Origin of the sequence: Kribbella sp. CA-293567 (assembly GCF_027627575.1) — a bacterium.
Classification (GTDB): Bacteria; Actinomycetota; Actinomycetes; order Propionibacteriales; family Kribbellaceae; genus Kribbella.
On sequence record NZ_CP114065.1, the window covers coordinates 401,454 to 420,749 of the forward strand.

Annotated in this window: 13 protein-coding genes and 1 pseudogene; 7 read left to right on the top strand and 7 right to left on the bottom strand. The window is 68.1% G+C overall.

Features of this window, described 5'->3' with window-relative positions:
• Nucleotides 1–7: 7 nt before the first annotated feature.
• The 5 genes from OX958_RS01895 to OX958_RS01915 all read right to left on the bottom strand — a co-directional run bounded on the left by OX958_RS01895 (nucleotide 8) and on the right by OX958_RS01915 (nucleotide 4,107).
• A complete protein-coding gene (locus OX958_RS01895; RefSeq protein ID WP_270135261.1) occupies nucleotides 8–1,243 on the bottom strand; it encodes a hypothetical protein in 1,236 nt (411 codons plus the stop codon).
• Complete coding sequence (locus OX958_RS01900; RefSeq protein ID WP_270135264.1) at nucleotides 1,240–1,392, bottom strand: hypothetical protein; 153 nt, start codon at nucleotides 1,390–1,392, stop codon at nucleotides 1,240–1,242. The genes OX958_RS01895 and OX958_RS01900 overlap by 4 nt, the downstream gene beginning before the upstream one ends.
• Nucleotides 1,393–1,481: 89 nt before the next feature.
• Nucleotides 1,482–2,342, bottom strand: coding sequence for a DUF72 domain-containing protein (locus tag OX958_RS01905; RefSeq protein WP_270135266.1), 861 nt, complete (start codon nucleotides 2,340–2,342; stop codon nucleotides 1,482–1,484).
• 93 nt (nucleotides 2,343–2,435) lie between these two features.
• Nucleotides 2,436–3,515, bottom strand: a complete 1,080-nt coding sequence (locus tag OX958_RS01910; RefSeq protein WP_270135268.1) for an inositol-3-phosphate synthase — start codon at nucleotides 3,513–3,515, stop codon at nucleotides 2,436–2,438.
• 10 nt (nucleotides 3,516–3,525) lie between these two features.
• On the bottom strand, nucleotides 3,526–4,107 hold the full coding sequence (locus OX958_RS01915; RefSeq protein ID WP_270135270.1) for a PadR family transcriptional regulator: 582 nt from the start codon (nucleotides 4,105–4,107) through the stop codon (nucleotides 3,526–3,528).
• Nucleotides 4,108–4,330: 223 nt separating this feature from the next.
• Here OX958_RS01915 and OX958_RS01920 point away from each other — a divergent pair, with 223 nt between their 5' ends.
• The 5 genes and pseudogenes from OX958_RS01920 (at nucleotide 4,331) to OX958_RS01940 (ending at nucleotide 10,954) form a co-directional block, all read left to right on the top strand.
• On the top strand, nucleotides 4,331–5,842 hold the full coding sequence (locus OX958_RS01920) for a short-chain fatty acid transporter (RefSeq protein ID WP_270135272.1): 1,512 nt from the start codon (nucleotides 4,331–4,333) through the stop codon (nucleotides 5,840–5,842).
• A 110-nt stretch (nucleotides 5,843–5,952) separates the two neighbouring features.
• Entirely contained in the window at nucleotides 5,953–8,196 is a 2,244-nt protein-coding gene (locus tag OX958_RS01925) for a transglycosylase domain-containing protein (RefSeq protein ID WP_270135274.1), read from the top strand.
• A 59-nt stretch (nucleotides 8,197–8,255) separates the two neighbouring features.
• The gene (locus tag OX958_RS01930) at nucleotides 8,256–8,615 is read left to right on the top strand and encodes a hypothetical protein (RefSeq protein WP_270135276.1); all 360 of its coding nucleotides are present in this window, start codon (nucleotides 8,256–8,258) and stop codon (nucleotides 8,613–8,615) included.
• A 64-nt stretch (nucleotides 8,616–8,679) separates the two neighbouring features.
• Nucleotides 8,680–9,300, top strand: a pseudogene (locus OX958_RS35315) (mannosyltransferase family protein); the annotation flags it as partial.
• A 697-nt stretch (nucleotides 9,301–9,997) separates the two neighbouring features.
• A complete protein-coding gene (locus tag OX958_RS01940) occupies nucleotides 9,998–10,954 on the top strand; it encodes a hypothetical protein (RefSeq protein ID WP_270135278.1) in 957 nt (318 codons plus the stop codon).
• A gap of 241 nt (nucleotides 10,955–11,195) precedes the next feature.
• Here OX958_RS01940 and OX958_RS01945 read toward each other — a convergent pair whose 3' ends face one another.
• The gene (locus OX958_RS01945; protein WP_270135280.1) at nucleotides 11,196–15,161 is read right to left on the bottom strand and encodes a GH92 family glycosyl hydrolase; all 3,966 of its coding nucleotides are present in this window, start codon (nucleotides 15,159–15,161) and stop codon (nucleotides 11,196–11,198) included.
• 286 nt (nucleotides 15,162–15,447) lie between these two features.
• On the opposite strand from OX958_RS01945, the gene OX958_RS01950 reads away from it, so the two are divergent.
• Nucleotides 15,448–16,365, top strand: coding sequence for an NAD-dependent epimerase/dehydratase family protein (locus tag OX958_RS01950; protein ID WP_270135281.1), 918 nt, complete (start codon nucleotides 15,448–15,450; stop codon nucleotides 16,363–16,365).
• Nucleotides 16,362–18,575 carry a glycosyltransferase family 2 protein gene (locus OX958_RS01955; RefSeq protein WP_270135282.1) on the top strand — a complete coding sequence of 738 codons (2,214 nt, stop codon included), beginning with the start codon at nucleotides 16,362–16,364 and terminating at the stop codon, nucleotides 18,573–18,575. Before OX958_RS01950 ends, OX958_RS01955 begins: the two co-directional genes overlap by 4 nt.
• Here the strand turns inward: OX958_RS01955 and OX958_RS01960 are convergent.
• Nucleotides 18,493–19,218 carry a class I SAM-dependent methyltransferase gene (locus tag OX958_RS01960; protein WP_270135283.1) on the bottom strand — a complete coding sequence of 242 codons (726 nt, stop codon included), beginning with the start codon at nucleotides 19,216–19,218 and terminating at the stop codon, nucleotides 18,493–18,495. The two genes, OX958_RS01955 and OX958_RS01960, sit on opposite strands and share 83 nt — an antisense overlap.
• Nucleotides 19,219–19,296: the final 78 nt, after the last annotated feature.

A 19,296-nucleotide genomic window follows, 5' to 3' on the forward strand; every position in this document is an offset into this window, starting at 1 on the left:
CCAAGGGCTAAAGGTCCCGTTGCTTTGCGGAGCCGGCCGGAGGGGTCGGTGATGGCGGAGCGTTGGGTGGTGCGCTGATGGAGGCAGTTGGTGGGGTGAGGCCGGCGAAGGCGTGGTGGAGGGCAAGGTGGGGTGAATTGATCGGCGTGACGGTGGCCGCCGGGGAGGGCGAAGCAGGCGACGGGGTGGAAGCCTGAGGTGGGGTGCAGCTCGGAGGCTCCGAGAGAACCTGAGGTGGGGTGGAGAACTGACTCTCCGAGGAGACCCGAGGTGGGGTCAAGAGCTCAGGCTTCGAGGAGAGCCGAGGTGGGGTGGAGCGCTGAGGCTCCGAGGAAAGCTGCGGTGGGGTGGCGAGTGGAGGAGAGGGCGCGGAGGCGTCGAGGGGCTTGGGGGGCGGCGGGAACGTCAACTGGACTCGGGGTGACCGTGGGGCAGGCGTGTAGCGGCGTTCGGTGACTGCTACCTCCTGGTGGAGCAGGGAGATCATGCGGGTTGTGGCCGCGTGGGAGCGGGAGGCGGCGAAGCCTCGGGGGAGGGGTTCGTAGAGCTCCAGGCCTTTGAAGGATGCGCGGAGGGCTTGTTCGAGGTGGAGGCGGATGGCGGGGGCTTCGGCAGCCGGGACAAGGTGGGGAAGGCGGCTGGAGTGGTAGATGCGGGCGACCACTTGATGCCATTGGCCTTCGGCGGTTTGGCGATTGAGCAGGTGGAGGGCTTCGCCGGGTGGGGCCGCGGCTTGCTGGTCGAGGTCGGTGGTGAGGAGACGGACGGCGGGGACGAAAGCGGCGTACGACGGTTCGCAGCGGACGTCGAGGATGCCGGGGGCAACCTTGTCGATCTCGAGGTCGCGGAGGTACTCGTTCAAGTGATCGTGGGCCCAGGCCTCGGCGACGCCTTCCTCCAGAGCCCGGCCGCCGGGGAGGCTGAAGGCGGTGCGGGCTGCCTTCTGGGTAGCGCCGGCCGGGCCGAGGAAGTGGGATTGCTCGTGCAGCAGCGTGACCAGTGCCTCGCGATAGCGCAGGAGCTCGGCGTCGCCGCGTGGTTCACCTGCGCGGGCGTAGAGCTCGCGCAACGGGTCGAGGATGAACTCGCGGTCGAGGTGGAGCGTGCCGTCCCAGTGCGCCAGGCCCAGGATTCCTTCGCCGGCTTCGACGATCTCACCGCTCCACGAGGACTGGTCGGCTCCACTGACCCGCAAGGCGGCGGAGGCGTGCTGCTCCAGCAGGCCCTCGAACGAGGTGATCATGACTGGTGCGCCGCGGCCAGGCGGACCAGGGAGTCCACGGATCGACGGAGGTTGGTCTTCTCGTTGGGGTCCTCGCAGGCAGCGGCGCGTTGGCGCAGATCGGCGATCAGCACCTGTAGGCGGGCCTGGCGGTCGTGACTGGATTCCATGGCTGTCCTCCCGGAGATGGGGTCTCGCCAGGGAACATATGGAGATTCGGGCCGCGCGCAGCTACGGATTCGTCAGCTGTGGATAACCCTCAGAAGAGCGTGGGCGGCTCGGCCGGTGCCGTCAGAGGTGCCGGCAACTCCGCGAGCTCCGGCACCAGAGCGCGGACGTCGTCGTAGAAACGTCGTGCGAGCGCAAGCGCCTCGACGTTGTCGGGCGTGTGCAGGAAGACGGTCGGCGACCGGCCCTCACGCAGCCAGACGGCGGTCTGCTCCGCGAGGTACTGCCAGCCCTTGATCGTGACGGACACATCGTCCCGGCCGATGTACCGCACGATCGGGAACTCCGTCAGCGCCCGAGTACGCCGAGGCAGCCGCGGCTTCTTCATCCACGCCTCCCGCTCGCCGTAACTGTCGGCAGGAGTCTCGAACAGAGTCACGGTGTCGAAGGGAACCCACTCGGCTCCGGCCCGCCCGAGGATCTGCTCGAGCTGCTGCGTCCACCGAGCCTCTTCGAAGAACGCCGGATGCCGCACCTCGACCGCATACCGGAAGGCCGACGGCGCTCGGTGCAGGAAGGCGGCCAGCGAGCCCAGTTCGTTCGGTGAGAACGAGGCCGGCAACTGGATCCACAGAGCATGCGCCCGCGAACCGAGCGGCCGCATCGCGTGCAGGAAGGTCCGCAGCTCGGCATCGGCGGCGTCGTGCAACCGCAGGTCGTGGGTGATCGTCTTCGGCAGCTTCAGCACGAACCGGAAGCCGGGCGCCACCTGATCGGCCCACATCTGCACGGTCGCGCGGGCCGGCGTCGCGTAGAAGGTGGTGTTGCCCTCGACCGCGTTGCACCAGGTCGCGTACGCCTCCAGGCGCTCGGAGGACGGCAACGGATGCGGCAGGAACCGCCCGTTCCACGGCGCGTGCGTCCACATCGCGCACCCCACATGCAGCCGCATGACCCGGAACGCTACCGATCACCACCGACAGAACGCACCAGGGCCCCGCGACCCGGGAAGGGTCGCGGGGCCCGCAGTACCGGAGTACCTGGGTCAGCGCTCGATCTCGCCCTTGATGAACTTCTCCACCAGGTCACGGCAGACGTCGTCGGCGTACTGCTCCGGCGGCGACTTCATGAAGTACGACGAGGCGGACAGGATCGGGCCGCCGATGCCGCGGTCCTTGGCGATCTTCACCGCGCGGATCGCGTCGATGATGATGCCGGCCGAGTTCGGCGAGTCCCACACCTCGAGCTTGTACTCCAGCGACAGCGGGACGTCGCCGAAGTTGCGGCCCTCGAGCCGGATGAAGGCCCACTTGCGGTCGTCCAGCCAGGCCACGTAGTCCGACGGGCCGATGTGCACGTTGCGCGGGTCGATGTCGTCGACCAGCTGCGAGGTGACGGACTGGGTCTTGCTGATCTTCTTCGACTCCAGCCGGTCGCGCTCCAGCATGTTCTTGAAGTCCATGTTGCCGCCGACGTTCAGCTGGTAGGTCCGGTCGACGGTGACGCCGCGGTCCTCGAACAGCTTGGCCAGCACGCGGTGCGTGATGGTGGCGCCGATCTGCGACTTGATGTCGTCGCCGATGATCGGGACACCCGCGGCGGTGAACTTGTCCGCCCACTCCTTGGTGCCGGCGATGAACACGGGCAGCGCGTTGACGAACGCGACGTTCGCGTCGATCGCGCACTGGGCGTAGAACTTCGCGGCCTGCTCCGAACCGACCGGCAGGTAGCAGACGAGTACGTCGACCTGCGCCTCACGCAGGGCGGCGACGACGTCGACCGGCGACGCGTCGGACTCGGTGATCGTCTCGCGGTAGTACTTGCCGAGACCGTCCAGCGTGTGACCGCGCTGCACCGTGACACCGCTCGGCGGCACGTCGCAGATCTTGATCGTGTTGTTCTCGCTGGCGCCGATCGCGTCGGCGAGGTCGAGGCCGACCTTCTTGCCGTCCACGTCGAACGCGGCGACGAACTCGACGTCGCGGACGTGGTACTCGCCGAACTGGACGTGCATCAGACCGGGAACGCGCTCGTCGGGCTTCGCGTCGCGGTAGTAGTGCACGCCCTGGACGAGCGAGCTGGCGCAGTTGCCGACACCGACGATCGCTACGCGGATCGAGGTCATCTGGAACTCCTTAGTTGGGGGGTGGTACAGGCGGTTGGTGCTCTTCGGGGGTCCGCTGCCGGCTGCGTTCGCCGTCGATCAGCTCGTTCAGCCAGCGGACCTCTCGCTCGGCCGACTCCAGGCCGTGCCGTTGCAGCTCGAGGGTGTACGTGTCGACCCGCTCCGCGGTCCGGCTCATCGCGGCCCGGAAGTTGGCCAGCCGCTCCTCCATCCGGGCCCGTCGGCCCTCGAGGATGCGCAACCGGGTGGCCGGGTCGGTCCGGCCGAAGAACGAGAACCGGACGCCGAACGTGTCGTCCTCCCACGCCGACGGACCGGCGTCGTGCATCGCGCTGGCGAAGTGGTCCTTGCCGTCGGCCGTGATCGTGTAAACGATCTTCTGTCTCCGCCCGGCGTCCGGCGTACCGGCGTCGGCGGAGATCAGTCCGTTGCGGAGCATCGCCTTCAGGCACGGGTAGAGCGACCCGAACGACAACACGCGTCCCCACCCGAACTGGGCGTTGACGCGCTTGCGGAGCTCGTAACCGTGCATCGGCGCTTCGTGCAACAGGCCGAGTACGGCGAGTTCCAGGACCCCACTGCGGTTTCCCATGACCCACCTCCCTCGACCATTTTGTCATGGCTATGTCATGACCTGATGTATCGAGTTGATACATCGCTCCGCCACTGTAAGCACGAGTCCGCCGGTGGACAACTCCTGACAAAGGCGGGCTTTGTCAGGTACATCACGACGCGCTGAACGAAAAACCTGTTACGTCAGACGCTGAGCTGCGTTAATCAGCTGACACAGCGTCGTGGGTCAGGAGCGGAGGGTCATGGCGGACAGCCATGGGAAGCACGCGAAGCACAGCACCGAGGGCGAGGGCCCGTTGGCCCGGACCGCGTTGCGCTTCACCGCCTTCACCGAGAAGTGGTTGCCGGACGCGTTCGGCTTCGTCCTGGTCGGCACGTTCCTGGTCTTCGTCTTCGGCCTGGTCACCGGCGAGCCGCTGCTGAAACGGCCGGACGACCCGGCGGCGACCAACGGGTTCGGCCTGATCGACGCCTGGGGTCTCGGCTTCTGGAGCCTGATCACCTTCACGCTGCAGATGGCGATGATCATCATCGGCGGGTACGCCGTGGCCACCAGCGGCCCGGTCGCGCGGCTGATCACCCGGCTCGCGCGAATCCCCAGGTCACCCCGTACGGCGGTCGCCTTCGTCGCGGCGGTCGCCATGCTGGCGTCGTACCTGAACTGGGCGTTCAGCCTGATCTTCGCCGCCATCCTGGCCCGTGAGGTCGCCCGCAACGTGCCGAAGGCCGACTACCGGGCGCTGGGCGCGATGGCGTTCCTGGGGCTCGGCACGGTCTGGGCGCAGGGTTTGTCCGGCTCGGCGGCCCTGCAGGTCGCCAGTGCGAGCAGCAGCCCCGCCCCTGTGCAGGAGGTGATCCGGGAAGGCGGTCGCGCCTCCGGACTGATTCCGCTCAGCGAAACGATCTTCACCTGGCAGGCGCTCCTCGCCACCCTCTTCGTGTACGTCGTGGGCGTGGCGATGGCGTGGTTCGTCGCGCCGGGCGAGGACAACGCCAAGACGGCGGAGGACCTCGGGATCGAGCTGCGGCCGCTGATCGGCCGTGGTTCGCCCTACAACGGACAGCGGGACAACGGCCAGCGGGTGGACGGCGCCGAGGACGAGAAGCGCCGGCCGGGTGACTGGCTGGAGCACTCGCCGCTGTTCAGCCTGCTGGTGGTGCTGCTCGGCTCGATCTACCTGCTCCGGTACTTCGACGGCAAGAGCTTCTTCAACGCGCTCGACCTGAACACGGTGAACCTGATCCTGTTCCTGCTCGCCATGCTGCTGCACTGGCGGCCCTGGCGGATGGCCCGGGCGGTGCGGGACGGCGCACCGGCGGCGGCCGGCGTACTGCTGCAGTTCCCGTTGTACGGCGGCATCTTCGGCATGATCGCGTACACCGGGATCTCCGCCCGGCTGGCCGGGTGGCTGGTCCAGGCGAGCAGTCAGTTCTTCTTCCCGCCCCTGGTGGCGATCTACTCCTGCATCCTCGGCGTGTTCGTGCCCAGCGGCGGCAGCAAGTGGGTGATCGAGGCGCCGTACGTGCTGGACGCGGCGAACCAGCTCAAGGTGGACGCGGGCTGGATGGTGGTCGTCTACGACCTCGGCGAGGCGAGCGCCAACCTGCTGCAGCCGTTCTGGATGCTGCCGACGCTGGCCGTCCTCGGGCTCAAGGCGCGCGACATCATGGGCTACACGTTCACCATGTTCCTCGCCTGCTTCCCGGCGGCCCTGATCGCCGTGACGCTGCTGGCACCCCACGTGACGGGCTGATGCCGGCCTGACCGCCGGGACGGCTACGATCCAGGCGGAATAGGGTCCGTTACCACATCCGCCGTACTCTGGGTCGCAATGACTTCAGCGAGATCGTCGAGGATTGCACTGTGAGTGAAGCTCGTAGGAAGGCCCCCACCCGCGCGGTACGCCGAAAGAAACACTGGGCGCTGCGGGTACTGGGCTGGATGCTCGCGTTGGGCTTCCTCGGGGTGATCGGTGCCGTGGCCACTTTCTTCATCGGTTACCAGACCACGGACATCCCGGACCCGAACAAGGAGTTCGCGACCAACACGACGCAGGTCACGTACTCCGACGGCAAGCAACCGTTGGGCACGTTCTTCGAGCAGAACCGGCGCTCGGTGCCGTTGGCGGAGATTCCGAAGTACGTCCAGGACGCCGTGATCGCGGCCGAGGACCGGACCTTCTGGACGAACCCCGGCATCTCGCCGTCGGGGATGGCGCGGGCCGCCTTCAACATCGTGCGCGGTAAGCAACTGCAGGGTGGCTCGACGATCACCCAGCAGTACGTGAAGATCATGTACCTGAACCAGGAGCGGACCTTCTCGCGGAAGTTCTCCGAGCTCTTCATCGCCACCAAGCTGAGCCGTTCGCAGGACAAGAAAGAGATCCTCGAGGGCTACCTGAACACGATCTACTTCGGTGAGGGCGCGTACGGCATCGCCGCCGCGGGTGACGCCTACTTCCAGGTCAAGGACCCGAAGAACCTGAGTCCCCAGCAGGCCGCGTTCCTGGCGACGGTGCTGAACAACCCGACCCGGTTCGACCCGGACAACCCGGCGGCGCAGAAGCGGATCATCGAGCGGTACCAGTACGTCATCGACGGGATGCGGCAGACCGGCTCGATCACCGAGGCGAAGGCGGCGCAGTACAGTGCGCGGCTGCCCAAGATCAACAAGCGGCAGAAGAGCAGCCGGTACAAGGGCTGGCAGGGTTTCCTCCTCGACATGACGCGCAAGGAGCTGGCCAAGGAGGGCTTCACCGACGACCAGATCGACGGTGGCGGCCTGCAGGTCCGGACGACCTTCGACTACGGACTCCAGAAGAACGCCGTCGCGGCCGTTTTCAGCGACAAGCAACCGGGCAGCGCGGCCAACCTGCATGTCGGCCTTGCCTCGGTCCGCCCGCAGACCGGTGAGCTGGTCGCGATGGTCGGTGGACCGGACTTCCTGAAGAGCCAGATCAACTGGGCCACTTCGAAGGCCAGGCCCGGTTCGTCGTTCAAGCCGTTCGCGGTGGCGGCGGCGCTCAAGGACGGCAAGACCCTCGAGGACACCTTCGAAGGCGACGGGCCGATCGAGATCCGGGGCGGCAAGTACGACAACGAGCTGAGTGAGGACTACGGCCGGGTCAGCCTGCTGCGGGCCACCGAGATGTCCGTCAACACGGCGTTCTACGACCTGGTCGACCGGCAGATGGAGGGCGGGCCCGGCAAGGTGGTCGAGATGGCCGAAGCGGCCGGCATCCCGAAGATCCCGGCCTCCGACCGCGACGCGCCCGCGCTGGTCCTCGGTCCGAACGCGTACGCGTCGCCGGTGGACATGGCCGGGGCGTACTCGACCTTCGCGGCGGACGGCAAACGCGTCCCCGTGCACGTGATCAGTGAGGTCAGGGACCAGACCGGCAAGGTGGTCTGGGCGGCGAAGTCGAAGTACAAGCAGGTCCAGGCGATCGAGGCGGAGATCGCCAAGACGACCAGCTACGCGATGCAGCAGGTCGTGGAGGACAAGAACGGCACCGGAAACCGGGCGCAGGAGCTCGGCCGGCCGGCCGCGGGCAAGACCGGTACGGCCGGTGGTATCTCCGTCGATCACCGCCGGGCGAACGCCAAGTGCAAGTGCAAGCAGTTCAAGGACGGCTCGGACACGCTGACCTCCTGGTGGGTCGGCTACACGCCCCAGTTGTCGACCGCGGTGCTGTACCGCGCCGGCAAGGAGGGTGAGTCCGACCTCGACCCGTTCAGCGACGACCCCGCCTTCTTCGGTGGCAACTACCCGACCAAGACCTGGGTCGACTTCATGAAACCGTCGATGGAGGACCTGCCCGAGGAGCCGTTCTCGGAGCCGTCGGAGGAGAACATGGGTACGCCGACCCCGACGTACACCCCGCCGCCGAAGACGGCCACGCCGCCGAAGAGCAGCACGCCTCCGCCGCCGGCCAGCACGCCGCCTCCCTCCAGCACGCCGCCGCCCCCGCCGAGTTCACCGCCGCCGTCGTCGCCGTCTCCGTCGGACACCCCGACGAAGACCAAGCCTCCCAAGCCGACGTTCCCGACGCTTCCGACCAGACCGACGGATCCACCGGGAACACCGGACGACCCGGACAATCAGTAGCTCCAGGAGACGGCACCCCGACCGGGGTGCCGTCTCCTGCATTCGGGTGAGGTGAGGGGATGAGGCCGGTGCGAGGGCGGACGGTCGCGCTGTACGGCTGTGGGGTCGTGCTGGCCGGTGCGCTGATCTACGGGTTCTTCCTCGCCTCCGCGTACTCGCCGATCCAGCCCGCGAGTGAGGCTTGCGCGACCGCGCGGGGTGGACTCAACCGGGACTTCGGTGGGATGCCGACGAGGACGCCGGGGGCGTTTCCGGTCAGCTCGGTGTGCCGGTGGCCGGAGACGGGGGAAGAGCTGGAGCTGGTGTCTCGCAACGTGACCGTCCTGCCGTTGGTGGTCATCGGGCTCGGGCTGGTGATGGTGCTCGGCGGTGCAGTGGTGTGGCGGCGAGCGAAGGGCGCCGGCGAGCCTCAGCGGTGAGGCGTCTCGTTCGACTGGGAAATGTGGATGGGGCACGATGGGGGTGTGAGGGCGCCTGGACAGAATGCTGCGTGGCGGTGGAGCCGCGCGCAGAAACGGGCGTCTGGTGGTTGCTGAGCGGTCGGCTCCGGAGGAGCAGCCGCGGCGGGCTCGGCGGGCCAAGGACGGAGCCGCGGTCGGGATTCGGTGGCGGCCTGAGCTGGTGGTGCGGGAGACGCTCGGGTGGTGGTTGGTCACCCGGATCGGAATCTTCGTGCTGTCGGTGTCGGCGCCGTTGTTGTTCAACCGGGGGAGCGAATACCCCAACGTGTGGCGTGCTTGGTTGCAGTGGGACGTCTGGCACTTCAAGGCGATCGCGGACTTCGGCTACAACCAGGGTGAGCCGTCCGGGGCTCCGCTCGCGGCGTTCTTCCCGGGGCTGCCCTATCTGATGCGGGTGGTCGGCTGGACCGGGATCGGTCCGGTCGCGGGTGGCGTGGTGATCTCGCTGGTGGCCAGCGCCGTCGCGGGGGTCTACCTCGCCAAGCTGGCGCAGCACGAGTTTCCCCAGCTCAGTGAGCTAGGGCCGAAGGCGGCGCTGATCTGGTTCGCGGCTCCGGTCGGGGTGTTCCTCGCGGCGCCGTACACGGAGGCGTTGTTCTGCGCGTTCGCCTTCCCCGGCTGGCTCGCGGCGCGGCAGGGCAGGTGGGCGCGGGCCGCCCTCTTCGTCATGCTGGCGTCGACGGTCCGGGTCTCGGGGCTGTTCCTGATCTTCGCGCTCGGCGTCGAGTTCCTGACCTCGAAGAAGCGCGACTGGTACTCCGTACCGTGGCTGGCGCTGCCGCTCGTCCCGGTGCTCGGGTTCATGGCCTACCTGAAGCAGATCCACGGCTCCTGGTTCGCCTGGCAGGAAGCGCAGGACAAGGGCTGGGCCCGCGAGTTCACTGCGCCGTGGGTCTCGCTGATGCACACCGTCGAGGCCGCGACGAAGGGCCACTTCGCGGCGGATCGCAGCGACTGGACCTGGATGTTCCGGGCCGAGCTGGTGACGTTGCTGATCGGCCTGCTGGTGCTGCTGTGGCTGGTCCGGCGGCACTCCTGGGGCGAGGCGGCCTGGGTGGCCAGCACGATCGCGGCGTTCGTCACCTCGTTCTGGATCTACTCGCTGACCCGCGCCACCCTGCTGTGGTGGCCACTGTGGATCGGCCTGGCGGTGCTGCTGCACCGAAGACCCTGGCTGGGCCGCCTCTACCTGGCGGTGGCGATACCCCTGGCAGCCATCTGGGCCGCCGCCTTCTTCACCGGCCGCTGGACCGGCTGAGCACCGGGCGCTGAGCGACCCGGGGAGAGCTGAGTAGTTGTGCTCACGCGGACGCCGAGCAAGCTCACCTACCGTCAGTCGTATGACGGACGAAGCGAGTGGTAGCGAGCGGCTGACCGGACAAGTCAGGTGCTTCGCGGGGGCACTTGCCGTTGGACTGTTGGTCGCAGTGGCGGCCGGGCTGATCGGTACGTCGGTCTACGAGGCCCGTTGTGCTCCGGACGACGAATGCTGGGCGCTGCTGGCGGGACTCTTCACCGCGCTGATCGCCGGATCGGTCGCCGCCGCGATCACCGCCATCGTGCTGGCCGTGCGGTTGCAGATCGGAGTGGCGTTCGGGGTGGGAGCCGGCATCGCGTTCCTGCTGACCGCCGGCGCGAACCTCTGGTGGGCCCAGTGGGGCTGGGCGCCTCTCCTGTACTTCGGTGCAGCACTCGCTCTGGTCGTCGGCTTCACGCTCAGCCAGGCAGCGGGTGGCTGGGAGCGGCCGAAACCGATCGCGGTCCTGGTGCTGGCCGCCGTCCTCGGCGTCGCCACCGTCCCGCTGGTCAAGGAGCTCAACGACGTCCGCCAGGCGCAGCGCGGGATCGCGAGCCTGGTCGAGCGGCCGCTTCAGCCCGAACTGGCCGGCACGGACCTGTGGGCCGTCGGCTACGGGACGACCGGTGTGACGTACGCCGTACTGGAGCCGGCGAGTAGTGATGGCACCAGAAGCGCCGACATCGACATCACCCTCCGGAAGCTGCCGTCGTCGTCGGCGCCGTGCACCGGCTTCACCGATCTCGCCCCGGCCAGTACGACGAAGAGCTGCGTGGAAATCCAGCCTGGGATCTGGCGAGGTCTGGACGGAGTCAAGGCCCACGCCTGGGTCCGCGGTGAAGGCGACCAGTGGGCGCACGTGTCGGCCAACCACTATGTGGGCGACGGCAGCCGGCAGAACGCGCGGGTCGAGGAGGTCGCGCGGTCGCTCGAGCCCGGCTCGGCCTGGCCGCTCGCGGCGGCTGCCGCGGAGTGTGGATTCTGCACGCCGCTCGCCTGAACGTCCACGATGTGGACAGTTTCGGCCCAAGGCAACCTAACCGCGGCCTTGCTCGTCAGTACTGGTGTTGGGGTGGCAGGCCGGGCGGGGTCGCCACCCCTCCATAAGTTTCCGGCCGGCAGGCCGTAGGTGTCCGGCGGAACCTCTCAGGGGCAGGTTCCGCCGGAAATTTTTTTGCCCTTTTCGACCGCGAGGAACACGGCGCCGCACCGGTCGGGCCGGTGCGGCGCCGTACTTCAACTCAGCCGTAGTTCCGATCGATGGACTGCGACGGCGTCGGGCTCGGCTTGGTCCGGGCGACCCGCTGCTCGCTCGGGTGCGTCCCGGCCTCGATGCCCTTCACGGTGCCGAGCAGTTCCAGCTCGGACAGCGTCACGCCGGTGGCCCCGGCCGCCGGCGTCAGCACCAGCCGGTACTGCGTGTAGGCCTTCGGCGAAGCAACGCTGAACGACCTCGTGTACGCCGGGAACGCCCACTCCTGGCCGCTCCGCTTGTCCACCTCGGCCCACGTCGTCCCGTCGTTCGACCCCTCCAGCGTCCAGCCCGCGGGCGCCGTACCGGTGGTTCCGCTGGTCAGCGTGTACATCGTGACCGGCCGGCCCTGCTGCAACTGAACCGTCACGGTCGGAGCGGCGCCGGTCAGCGTGACCTGCTTCTTCGAGTCGTTGTCGGTCAGCGCGGTGACATCCACCCCGCCGGCCGCCACGACCGCGCCGGTGTCCTCGGTCGAGTCGCGCCACGTCTTCGGGTCCTCGCCCGGAGTCGTCAGCGACGGCGGAGCATCGTCGCTGCCGGTGCCCCAGGCCGACGGCTTGTCCGTCATCTCGAACTCGATCTTGCCGCCGTTGCCGATCAGGTCGTGCGGCAGGTTGGTCGAGGTCCAGGCCTTGCCGTTGACCTTGACGCTCTTCACGTACTTGTTCGTGGCGCTGTTGTTCGGCGCGACGACGGTCAGCTTCTTCCCGCCGGGCAGCCGGACCGCGGCCCGGGTGAACAGCGGCGCCCCGATCGCGTACGACGGCGAGCCGACCTGCAGCGGGTAGAACCCGAGCATGCTGAACAGGTACCAGGCCGACATCTCGCCGTTGTCCTCGTCGCCCGGGTATCCCTGGCCGATCTCGGACCCCAGGTAGAGCCGGTCCAGCACCTCGCGGACCTTCTCCTGTGTCTTGGCCGGCTGCCCGGCGAAGGCGTACATGTACGCGATGTGGTGCGACGGCTGGTTGCTGTGGCCGTACTGGCCCATCCGGACGTCCCGCGCCTCGAGCATCTCGTGGATCGTGCCGCCGTAGCCGCCGGTGTGCAGCGCGTCCTCCGGGGTGGTGAAGAACTCGTCGAGCTTCTTGCCCAGACCCTCGCGACCGCCGTACAGCGCGGCCAGGCCGGCGCCGTCCTGCGGAGTGGAGAAGGCCATGTTCCAGGCGTTGGTCTCGGTGTAGTCGTGACCCCAGTCGCGCGGGTCGAAGGTGCTCGGCGAGTGGCCCCAGACGCCGTCCGGGCCCTTGCCCTGGAAGAAGTTCAGCGCCGGGTCGAACAGCGTCACGTAGTTCCGCGCGCGGTTCAGGTAGTAGTCGTAATTGTCCTTGTACTCCTGCTTGCGCGGGTCGTCGCTCTTTGCCGCGTCGTACAGCGCCTTGGACATGTTGGCGATGCCGTAGTCGTTGATGTAGCCGTCCATCGACCAGCTGAAGCCCTCACCGGTGGTGTTGGCCGTGTAGCCGTTGAACACCGAGCGGTCGAGACCCTTGCGGCCGACGTTGTCCGTCGGCGGACGGGCGGCCGCGTTCTTTAGTGCCGCGTCGTACGCCGCCTGGACGTCGATGCCCTTGATCCCCTTCAGGTAGGCATCAGCGAAGGCGACGTCCGAGCTGGTGCCGACCATCAGGTTGGCGTAGCCCGGCGAGGACCAGCGGGAGATCCAGCCGCCGTCCTTGTACTGCTGGACGAACCCGTTGACCAGGTCGGCGGCCGTGTCCTGCGCGAACAGGCTGTACGCCGGCCATACGGTCCGGTAGGTGTCCCAGAACCCGTTGTTCACATAGGTCTGGCCGGCCACGATCTTCGAGCCGGTCTTGGTGGGAGTGTCGGTCCCGACCTTCGGTGAGGTCGGCGACGCGTAGGTGATCACCGGCTTGCTCGCCGTACCGGTGTTCTCCGAGCCGTTGTTCGGGTAGAGGAACAGCCGGTACAGGTTGCCGTAGATGGTCATCAGCTGGTCGGTGGTGGCGCCGTCGACCTCGATGGTGCCGAGCTTGGCGTCCCACGCGTTCTGGGCGGCGTTGCGGACCTTCTCGAACCGGCTGCTCGCAGGCAGTTCCAGTTCGAGGTTCTTCTTCGCCTGCTCGGTGCCGATCAGCGAGGTGGCCAGCCGGAGCTGGACCTGCTTGACCTTGGGGTCGAAGGAGAAGTACCCGCCGACATTGGCGCCGCCACCGTCGGAAAGCTTGCCGCTGGCAACGACCTTCTGGTCGACGACGCCGTACACGAACAGCCGGCCCGCGCCGGTGGACAGCCCGCTCTTCACGTCGCTGTAGCCGGTGACCACGCCGGTCGCCGGGTCCAGCGTCAGGCCGCCGAGGTTGCTGGTGTTGTCGAAGATCAGCTTCGCCCGGCCGGCCGGGAACGAGAACCGCAGCATCGCCGCGTGGTCGGTCGGGGTCAGCTCGGCCGCGTTGCCGTTGTCGAAGGTGACGCCGTAGTAGTGCGGCCGGGCGATCTCGTTGTCGTGGCTGAACGCCCAGGCCCGCGCCTTGCGGTTCGCGGTCGGCGTCTCGGCCGTCGACGGCATCACCTGGAAGGTCTGCCGGTCACCCATCCACGGGCTCGGCTCGTGGCTGATCGAGAACGCCTGGATCTCCGGCTTGTTCTGGTCGTTGTTGCCCTTGGCGTAGTCGTACAGCCAGGACGTCGAACCCGCGTTCGTCACCGGCGTCCAGAAGTTGAAGCCGTGCGGTACGGCGGTCGCCGGGAAGTTGTTGCCCCGGGAGAAGCCGCCGGTGGAGTTGGTGCCGCGGGTGGTGGCCACCAGGTCCGACGGGTGGTGCCGGGCGGTCAGCTGCGAGGCGGCGTCCGTGGTGGTCGCCTTGCTGATCCGGAGGTCGTCGATCCAGCCGCGGAAGTCCGCCGGGCCGGATGCCTTGTCGTAGCCGACCAGGATCCGCTTGACCGTCTTGCCGGCCGCGACCTTGCCCAGGTCGGCCTCGACGTTGTTCCACTGGTTCGTGGACAGTCCCTTGGCGTCGCCCTGTCCGCGCGGGCTGAGCTCGAAGCCGTGGTGGTCCTTGGCCTTCAGGTCGCTCAGGTAGGTGCCGTCGGAGAAGGCCAGGTCGACCGCCGCGAAGGTGCTCGGATAGCTCAGGTCACCCTCGACGTGCTCGGGGAAGATCTTGTAGCCGAGCCGGGTGTCCGGACCGATGGTCAGGTCGACGTCGGCGATCTTGTTCCAGCTGAAGCCGCGGCCCTCGGCGGTCTGGTGACCGGCGTACCGGAAGGACTTGACGCCGGTGAAGCCGGTCCGGGCCCGCGCGTTGTAGGCACTGGTGGGACCGGAGTCCAGCCGGGACTCGACGGTCTTGCCCGGGGGCGGCAGCGGGGCGCCGTTGGACAGGTACCAGTCGGCGAGCTGGACGATGTCCTCGCCGTGGTTCAGCGTGACGTCCAGCTTGAAGAACTTGTACGCCGTCGCGCTGGTGAAGCTGTACTCCTTGGTCTGGAACCGGTTCTCGAAGCTCTGGCCGCTCCGGGTGTCCAGCGTGGTCCAGGTCGTGCCGTTGACCGAACCGGACAGGGTCCAGTTCTGCGGGTCGCGCCCCTCCGCGTCGTTGGCCGAAGTGAGCGCGTACTTGCGGATCACCACCGGCGCCGACGTCTCGTAGGTCAGCCAGCCGGCCGGCTCGAAGACCAGCCACTTGGTGAACTTGTCCCCGTCGGCGACGTTGGACGCGATCTCACCGCCGCCGGTGTTCTCGCCGTTGGCGGTCACCTTGACGACCTTGTCCATCTCGGAGCCGCCGATCCCGGTCGGCGTCGGTCCTTCGACCCCGCCGCTGCGTGGCTGCCCGTCGGGTCCGGTCTCGACCGCGTCGGTGTACCCGGGCTGCGGCTGGCCCGGCTCGAAGGAGGTGAAGAAGCTGGTACCGGTCGCGGCCGGCTGTGCTTCGGCGGCCGGGCCCGGGTCGGACGCGGCGCTCGACGATGTGGAGGACATGGCAGACATTGTCACAACAAGCCCGAGAGACGTGACGAGCCCCAGGGGGCGGCGGAGATCCATCTACGCTCCTTGCACGACGGAACCGGCGTACGGCGGTCGCCGTGTGCCGGAGGTTTACGCGGCCCCGATGACAAGGTTGTCAGCCCGCGTCGGGGCTGATGATGCCCAGCTTCGTCACCCCGGGTCAAGGGTTCGTCACCGAACCCTACGGCTGGGATGCCACGGTTGAGCGGAGCCTGCGCGGGTGGCGACCGGTTCTGGCCACGGCGGTAGGTTGGCGGACATGGACGGATTCGACGACAGGGTGCTCGTGACGGGTGCCTCCGGCTTCATCGGGCGGGCCGTGGTGGCCGCGTTGCGGGAGCGGGACCTGCCGGTGACGGCGGTGGACCGGGAGCCGCCGGACGAGTCGTGGGACGAGGGCGTGACCGCGATCACCGGTGAGCTGTCCGAGCAGGAGGTCTGCATCGCGGCGTTCGAGACCCGGCCGCGGGCGGTGGTGCATCTGGCGGCTTTGACCTCGGTACTGCGCTCCGTCGGCTCCCCGATGCGGACCTTCGCCGAGAACGTGACCATCACCCAGGTGCTGCTCGAGCTGTCCCGGGGCAGTGGCGTGGACAGCTTCGTGCTGGCCTCCACCAACGCCGTGGTCGGCGACGTCGGCACCGAGACGATCACTGCCGAGCGCGCGTTGCACCCACTCACGCCGTACGGCGCGACGAAGGCTGCGGCGGAGATGCTGCTCTCGGCGTACTCCGGCAGCTATGACCTGGCGACGGCGGCGCTGCGCTTCACCAACGTCTACGGGCCCGGCATGGGCCACAAGGACAGCTTCGTACCGCGGATGATGCGGGCGGCGCTGACCGGCGGCGGTGTGGAGGTCTACGGCGACGGCAAGCAGCGCCGCGACCTCGTGTACGTCGACGACGTGGTCGCTGCCGTCCTGCTGGCGCTCGACAACCGTTTCGACGGCCGGGCCATCATCGGCTCCGGCAACTCGGTCTCCGTGCTCGACCTGCTCGACACTGTGCGCGCGGTGACCGGCGCCGCCGTGCCGGCAGAGCACGTGGAGGCGCCGGACGGGGAGATGCCCGCTGTGGTGGTCGACGTGTCTGCCAGCGCGGAGAAGCTCGGCTACCGGCCGACGGTTTCGCTGGAAGACGGCTTGGCGCGAACGTGGCAGTACTTCCAGTCCCAGTGAGGCGGGGCCTCCGGGCCCACTGGCTGCTCGTCACCTTCCTGGTGGCGGGCCTGGTGCTGCGTGTGCTGGCGACCGTCGCCTATCGGCCGGCCATCATCTACACCGACTCGGTGCAGTACCTGAACAACATGAAGCACCTGCGGGCCGATCAGCTCAACCCGATCGGCTACGACTTCGTCCTGAAGCCGCTGGTCGACCTCGGCGGTCTCACCGCCGTGGTGATCGTGCAGCACCTCGCCGGGCTCGGCCTGGGGATCGCCGTCTACGCCCTGGCCCGGAGGCTCAGCGTCTACAAGTGGCTGGCCGCCCTGGCCGCGGCACCGCTCCTGCTCGACGCCTACCAGGTGCAGATCGAGCAGAACATCATGGCCGAGACCACCTTCGACGTACTGCTCGTCGGTGTCCTCTGGACTCTCCTCGGTTGGGGCAAGCCCGGGTGGAGGCGAGCGCTGCTGGCGGGTCTGCTCCTGGGCGCCGCCTTTGCGGTGCGGACGATCGGTCTCACCCTGATCGTCGCTGCCGTCCTGTACGTGGTGGTGGTCGGCTCCGACTGGCGCCACCACCGCACCCGGCTCGTACTGCGAACCGCTGCCGTACTGGCCGGCTTCGCTGTCGTCTTCGGCTCTTACGTCGGCTACATCCACAGCGAGACGGGCAAGTGGGCCCTCTCGGGCGCCGACAACACCGTCCTGTACGGCCGGGCCGCAGTGGTCGCCGACTGCGCCAAGCTGCCGCTCGACGAGGGCACCAAGCTGTTCTGCCCCAAGGAGCCGCTCGGCCAGCGCCTGGGCGTCGACAAGTACGCGCACAACCACCTTGGCGATCCCAACTGGCCGGGCGAGTTGCCACCAGGCACCAACAAGCAGCAATTGGCTCAGGAGTTCGGCGCGCTGGTGCTAAGGCATCAGCCGCTCGATGTCGCGTGGGCCGCGCTCAAGGACTTCGCGAAGGGTTTCGCGCCGACCCGGACCACGTCGCCGGATGACGTACCGCTGGAGCGTTGGCAGTTCCAGTTGACCTACCCGAACCTGGAAGATCCCAACACGGCCAAGGCCTCGCGGCTCTGGGGTGGAATGGAGCCGCACGTCAACCACGGCCCAGCGGCCGTACTGCGGGCCTACCAGCTCAACGGCGGCTATACGTCAGGTGTTGTGCTGGGGCTAGCTGTCCTATTCGCGTTGGCTGCAGTAGCTGGTGCAGGCCGAGCCAAGCAGTCAGGGCTCCGCGCAGCTGCACTGCTGCCGGCTGCGGCCGGAGTCATCCTGCTGATGGGATCTGCGGCTTTCGAGTTCTCCTGGCGCTACCAACTGCCCGGCCTGGTGCTGTTCCCGCTGGCAGGAGCGATCGGACTTCGCGCGATCCTCGGCAAGGACCAGGCAAGGCCGCCGCTGGACAGCTACCCGGACCGGACCGACTCCGAGGCGCTGGACGACTTCCGGGACCGGCACGGTGACGTGAGCTTCGCCCCGCTGGTCGTAGTCATTGCCGCCTACAACGAGGCCGGTGGCATCGGACCCGTGCTGGCAGGCATGCCCAGGATCTGCGCCGACCTGCCGGTCGACGTACTGGTCGTCGTGGATGGTGCCGAGGACAACACGGCCGAGATCGCCGCTGCGCACGGTGCCTACGTGTGTGTTGCCCCGCGCAACCGCGGCCAGGGTGCCGCGCTCAGACTCGGCTACCACCTTGCGGGCCAGGGCGCAGCGCAGTACATCGCGACGACCGATGCCGACGGGCAGTACGACAACGACGAACTCGACGTGTTGTTGCGGCCGATCCTGGACGGCAAGGCGGACTTCGTCACGGGGTCGCGCCGGTTGGGTGCCGAGGATGCCGACAGCAGGCTGCGCTGGCTCGGCGTCCGCGTCTTCGCTGCGCTGGCGTCGATCCTGACCCGCCGGCGCCTGACCGACACGTCCTTCGGTTTCCGCGCGATGCGCGCAGGTCTTGCCCGGCAGGTGACGCTACGCGAGCCGCAGTACCAGTCGTCGGAACTGCTGCTCGGAGTACTGGCCAGTGGTGCGCGGGTGGTCGAGTTGCCGATGACCATGCGTCGCAGGGGAGACGGGACCAGCAAGAAGGGGCCGGGGCTCGTCTACGGTGCCAACTACGCGCGAGTGATGACCACTACCTGGCTGCGGGAGTACGTGCCACGCACAGTACGGTTTGGCCGAAAGGAACAGGTATCCGGCGCTCGACCGCCCGCGTGACCGGTACGACGAACCTGTCGTAGATCGCCACCAGCTTCGGGTTCGGCGCCGTGCTGCCACCTCGCCGAACCGCTGCCCACCAAGCGATTCCACCCAGCAGGTTGACCGGTTTCGCGACCTCGACCTGTAGTCCCGCCCGCCGTACGGCGTCGCTGACGGTGGCCGGGGTGTAGCGGCGGAAGTGCCCGACGCGTCGATCGAACTCGCCGTACAGCTGCTGGTAGCCGGGCACCCACAACACGATGGTGCCGCCGGGAACGACCAGCTCCGCCAGGCCGGCCAGCGCCGCCGCGTCGTCCTCCAGGTGCTCCAGCACGTTGATCGCGATCACCGTCTCGACCGGCTCGGCCAGCGAAAATTTGTTGCCCAAGGCAAATTGCTGCGCCTCGACCTCGGGTCGGCCGGCGAACCGCTGGGCCATCAGGGCGACCGCATCGGGGTCGGCATCGGTGACCACCAACCGGTCCAGACCGGTCAGGCCGGCGGCGAACTCGCCGAGTCCGGCGCCGACCTCGAGCACCGAGCGGCCGCAGTACGGCGTGATCAGTTCTCGCTGGTAGCGGCGGTACCGCGGCTGGCCGGCGCCGCCCTGCTCGAGGGCGCGGCCGGTGGCGTTGCTGAAGGCTCCGGTGTGTTCTTGCATCGAGCCCATTCTGCATCGTCGGCCGCTTTCGTTGCCGATGCGAGCCGATTCACAGCAGATTGCCAGCTTGTCCACAGG

Excerpts from the sequence above, each read along its gene's own strand:
- OX958_RS01895 (WP_270135261.1), bottom strand. The coding sequence starts at position 1,243 with ATGATCACCTCGTTCGAGGGCCTGCTGGAGCAGCACGCCTCCGCCGCC.
- OX958_RS01900 (WP_270135264.1), bottom strand. The coding sequence starts at position 1,392 with ATGGAATCCAGTCACGACCGCCAGGCCCGCCTACAGGTGCTGATCGCC.
- OX958_RS01905 (WP_270135266.1), bottom strand. The coding sequence starts at position 2,342 with ATGCGGCTGCATGTGGGGTGCGCGATGTGGACGCACGCGCCGTGGAAC.
- OX958_RS01910 (WP_270135268.1), bottom strand. The coding sequence starts at position 3,515 with ATGACCTCGATCCGCGTAGCGATCGTCGGTGTCGGCAACTGCGCCAGC.
- OX958_RS01915 (WP_270135270.1), bottom strand. The coding sequence starts at position 4,107 with ATGGGAAACCGCAGTGGGGTCCTGGAACTCGCCGTACTCGGCCTGTTG.
- OX958_RS01920 (WP_270135272.1), top strand. The coding sequence starts at position 4,331 with ATGGCGGACAGCCATGGGAAGCACGCGAAGCACAGCACCGAGGGCGAG.
- OX958_RS01930 (WP_270135276.1), top strand. The coding sequence starts at position 8,256 with ATGAGGCCGGTGCGAGGGCGGACGGTCGCGCTGTACGGCTGTGGGGTC.
- OX958_RS01940 (WP_270135278.1), top strand. The coding sequence starts at position 9,998 with ATGACGGACGAAGCGAGTGGTAGCGAGCGGCTGACCGGACAAGTCAGG.
- OX958_RS01945 (WP_270135280.1), bottom strand. The coding sequence starts at position 15,161 with ATGTCCTCCACATCGTCGAGCGCCGCGTCCGACCCGGGCCCGGCCGCC.
- OX958_RS01950 (WP_270135281.1), top strand. The coding sequence starts at position 15,448 with ATGGACGGATTCGACGACAGGGTGCTCGTGACGGGTGCCTCCGGCTTC.
- OX958_RS01960 (WP_270135283.1), bottom strand. The coding sequence starts at position 19,218 with ATGCAAGAACACACCGGAGCCTTCAGCAACGCCACCGGCCGCGCCCTC.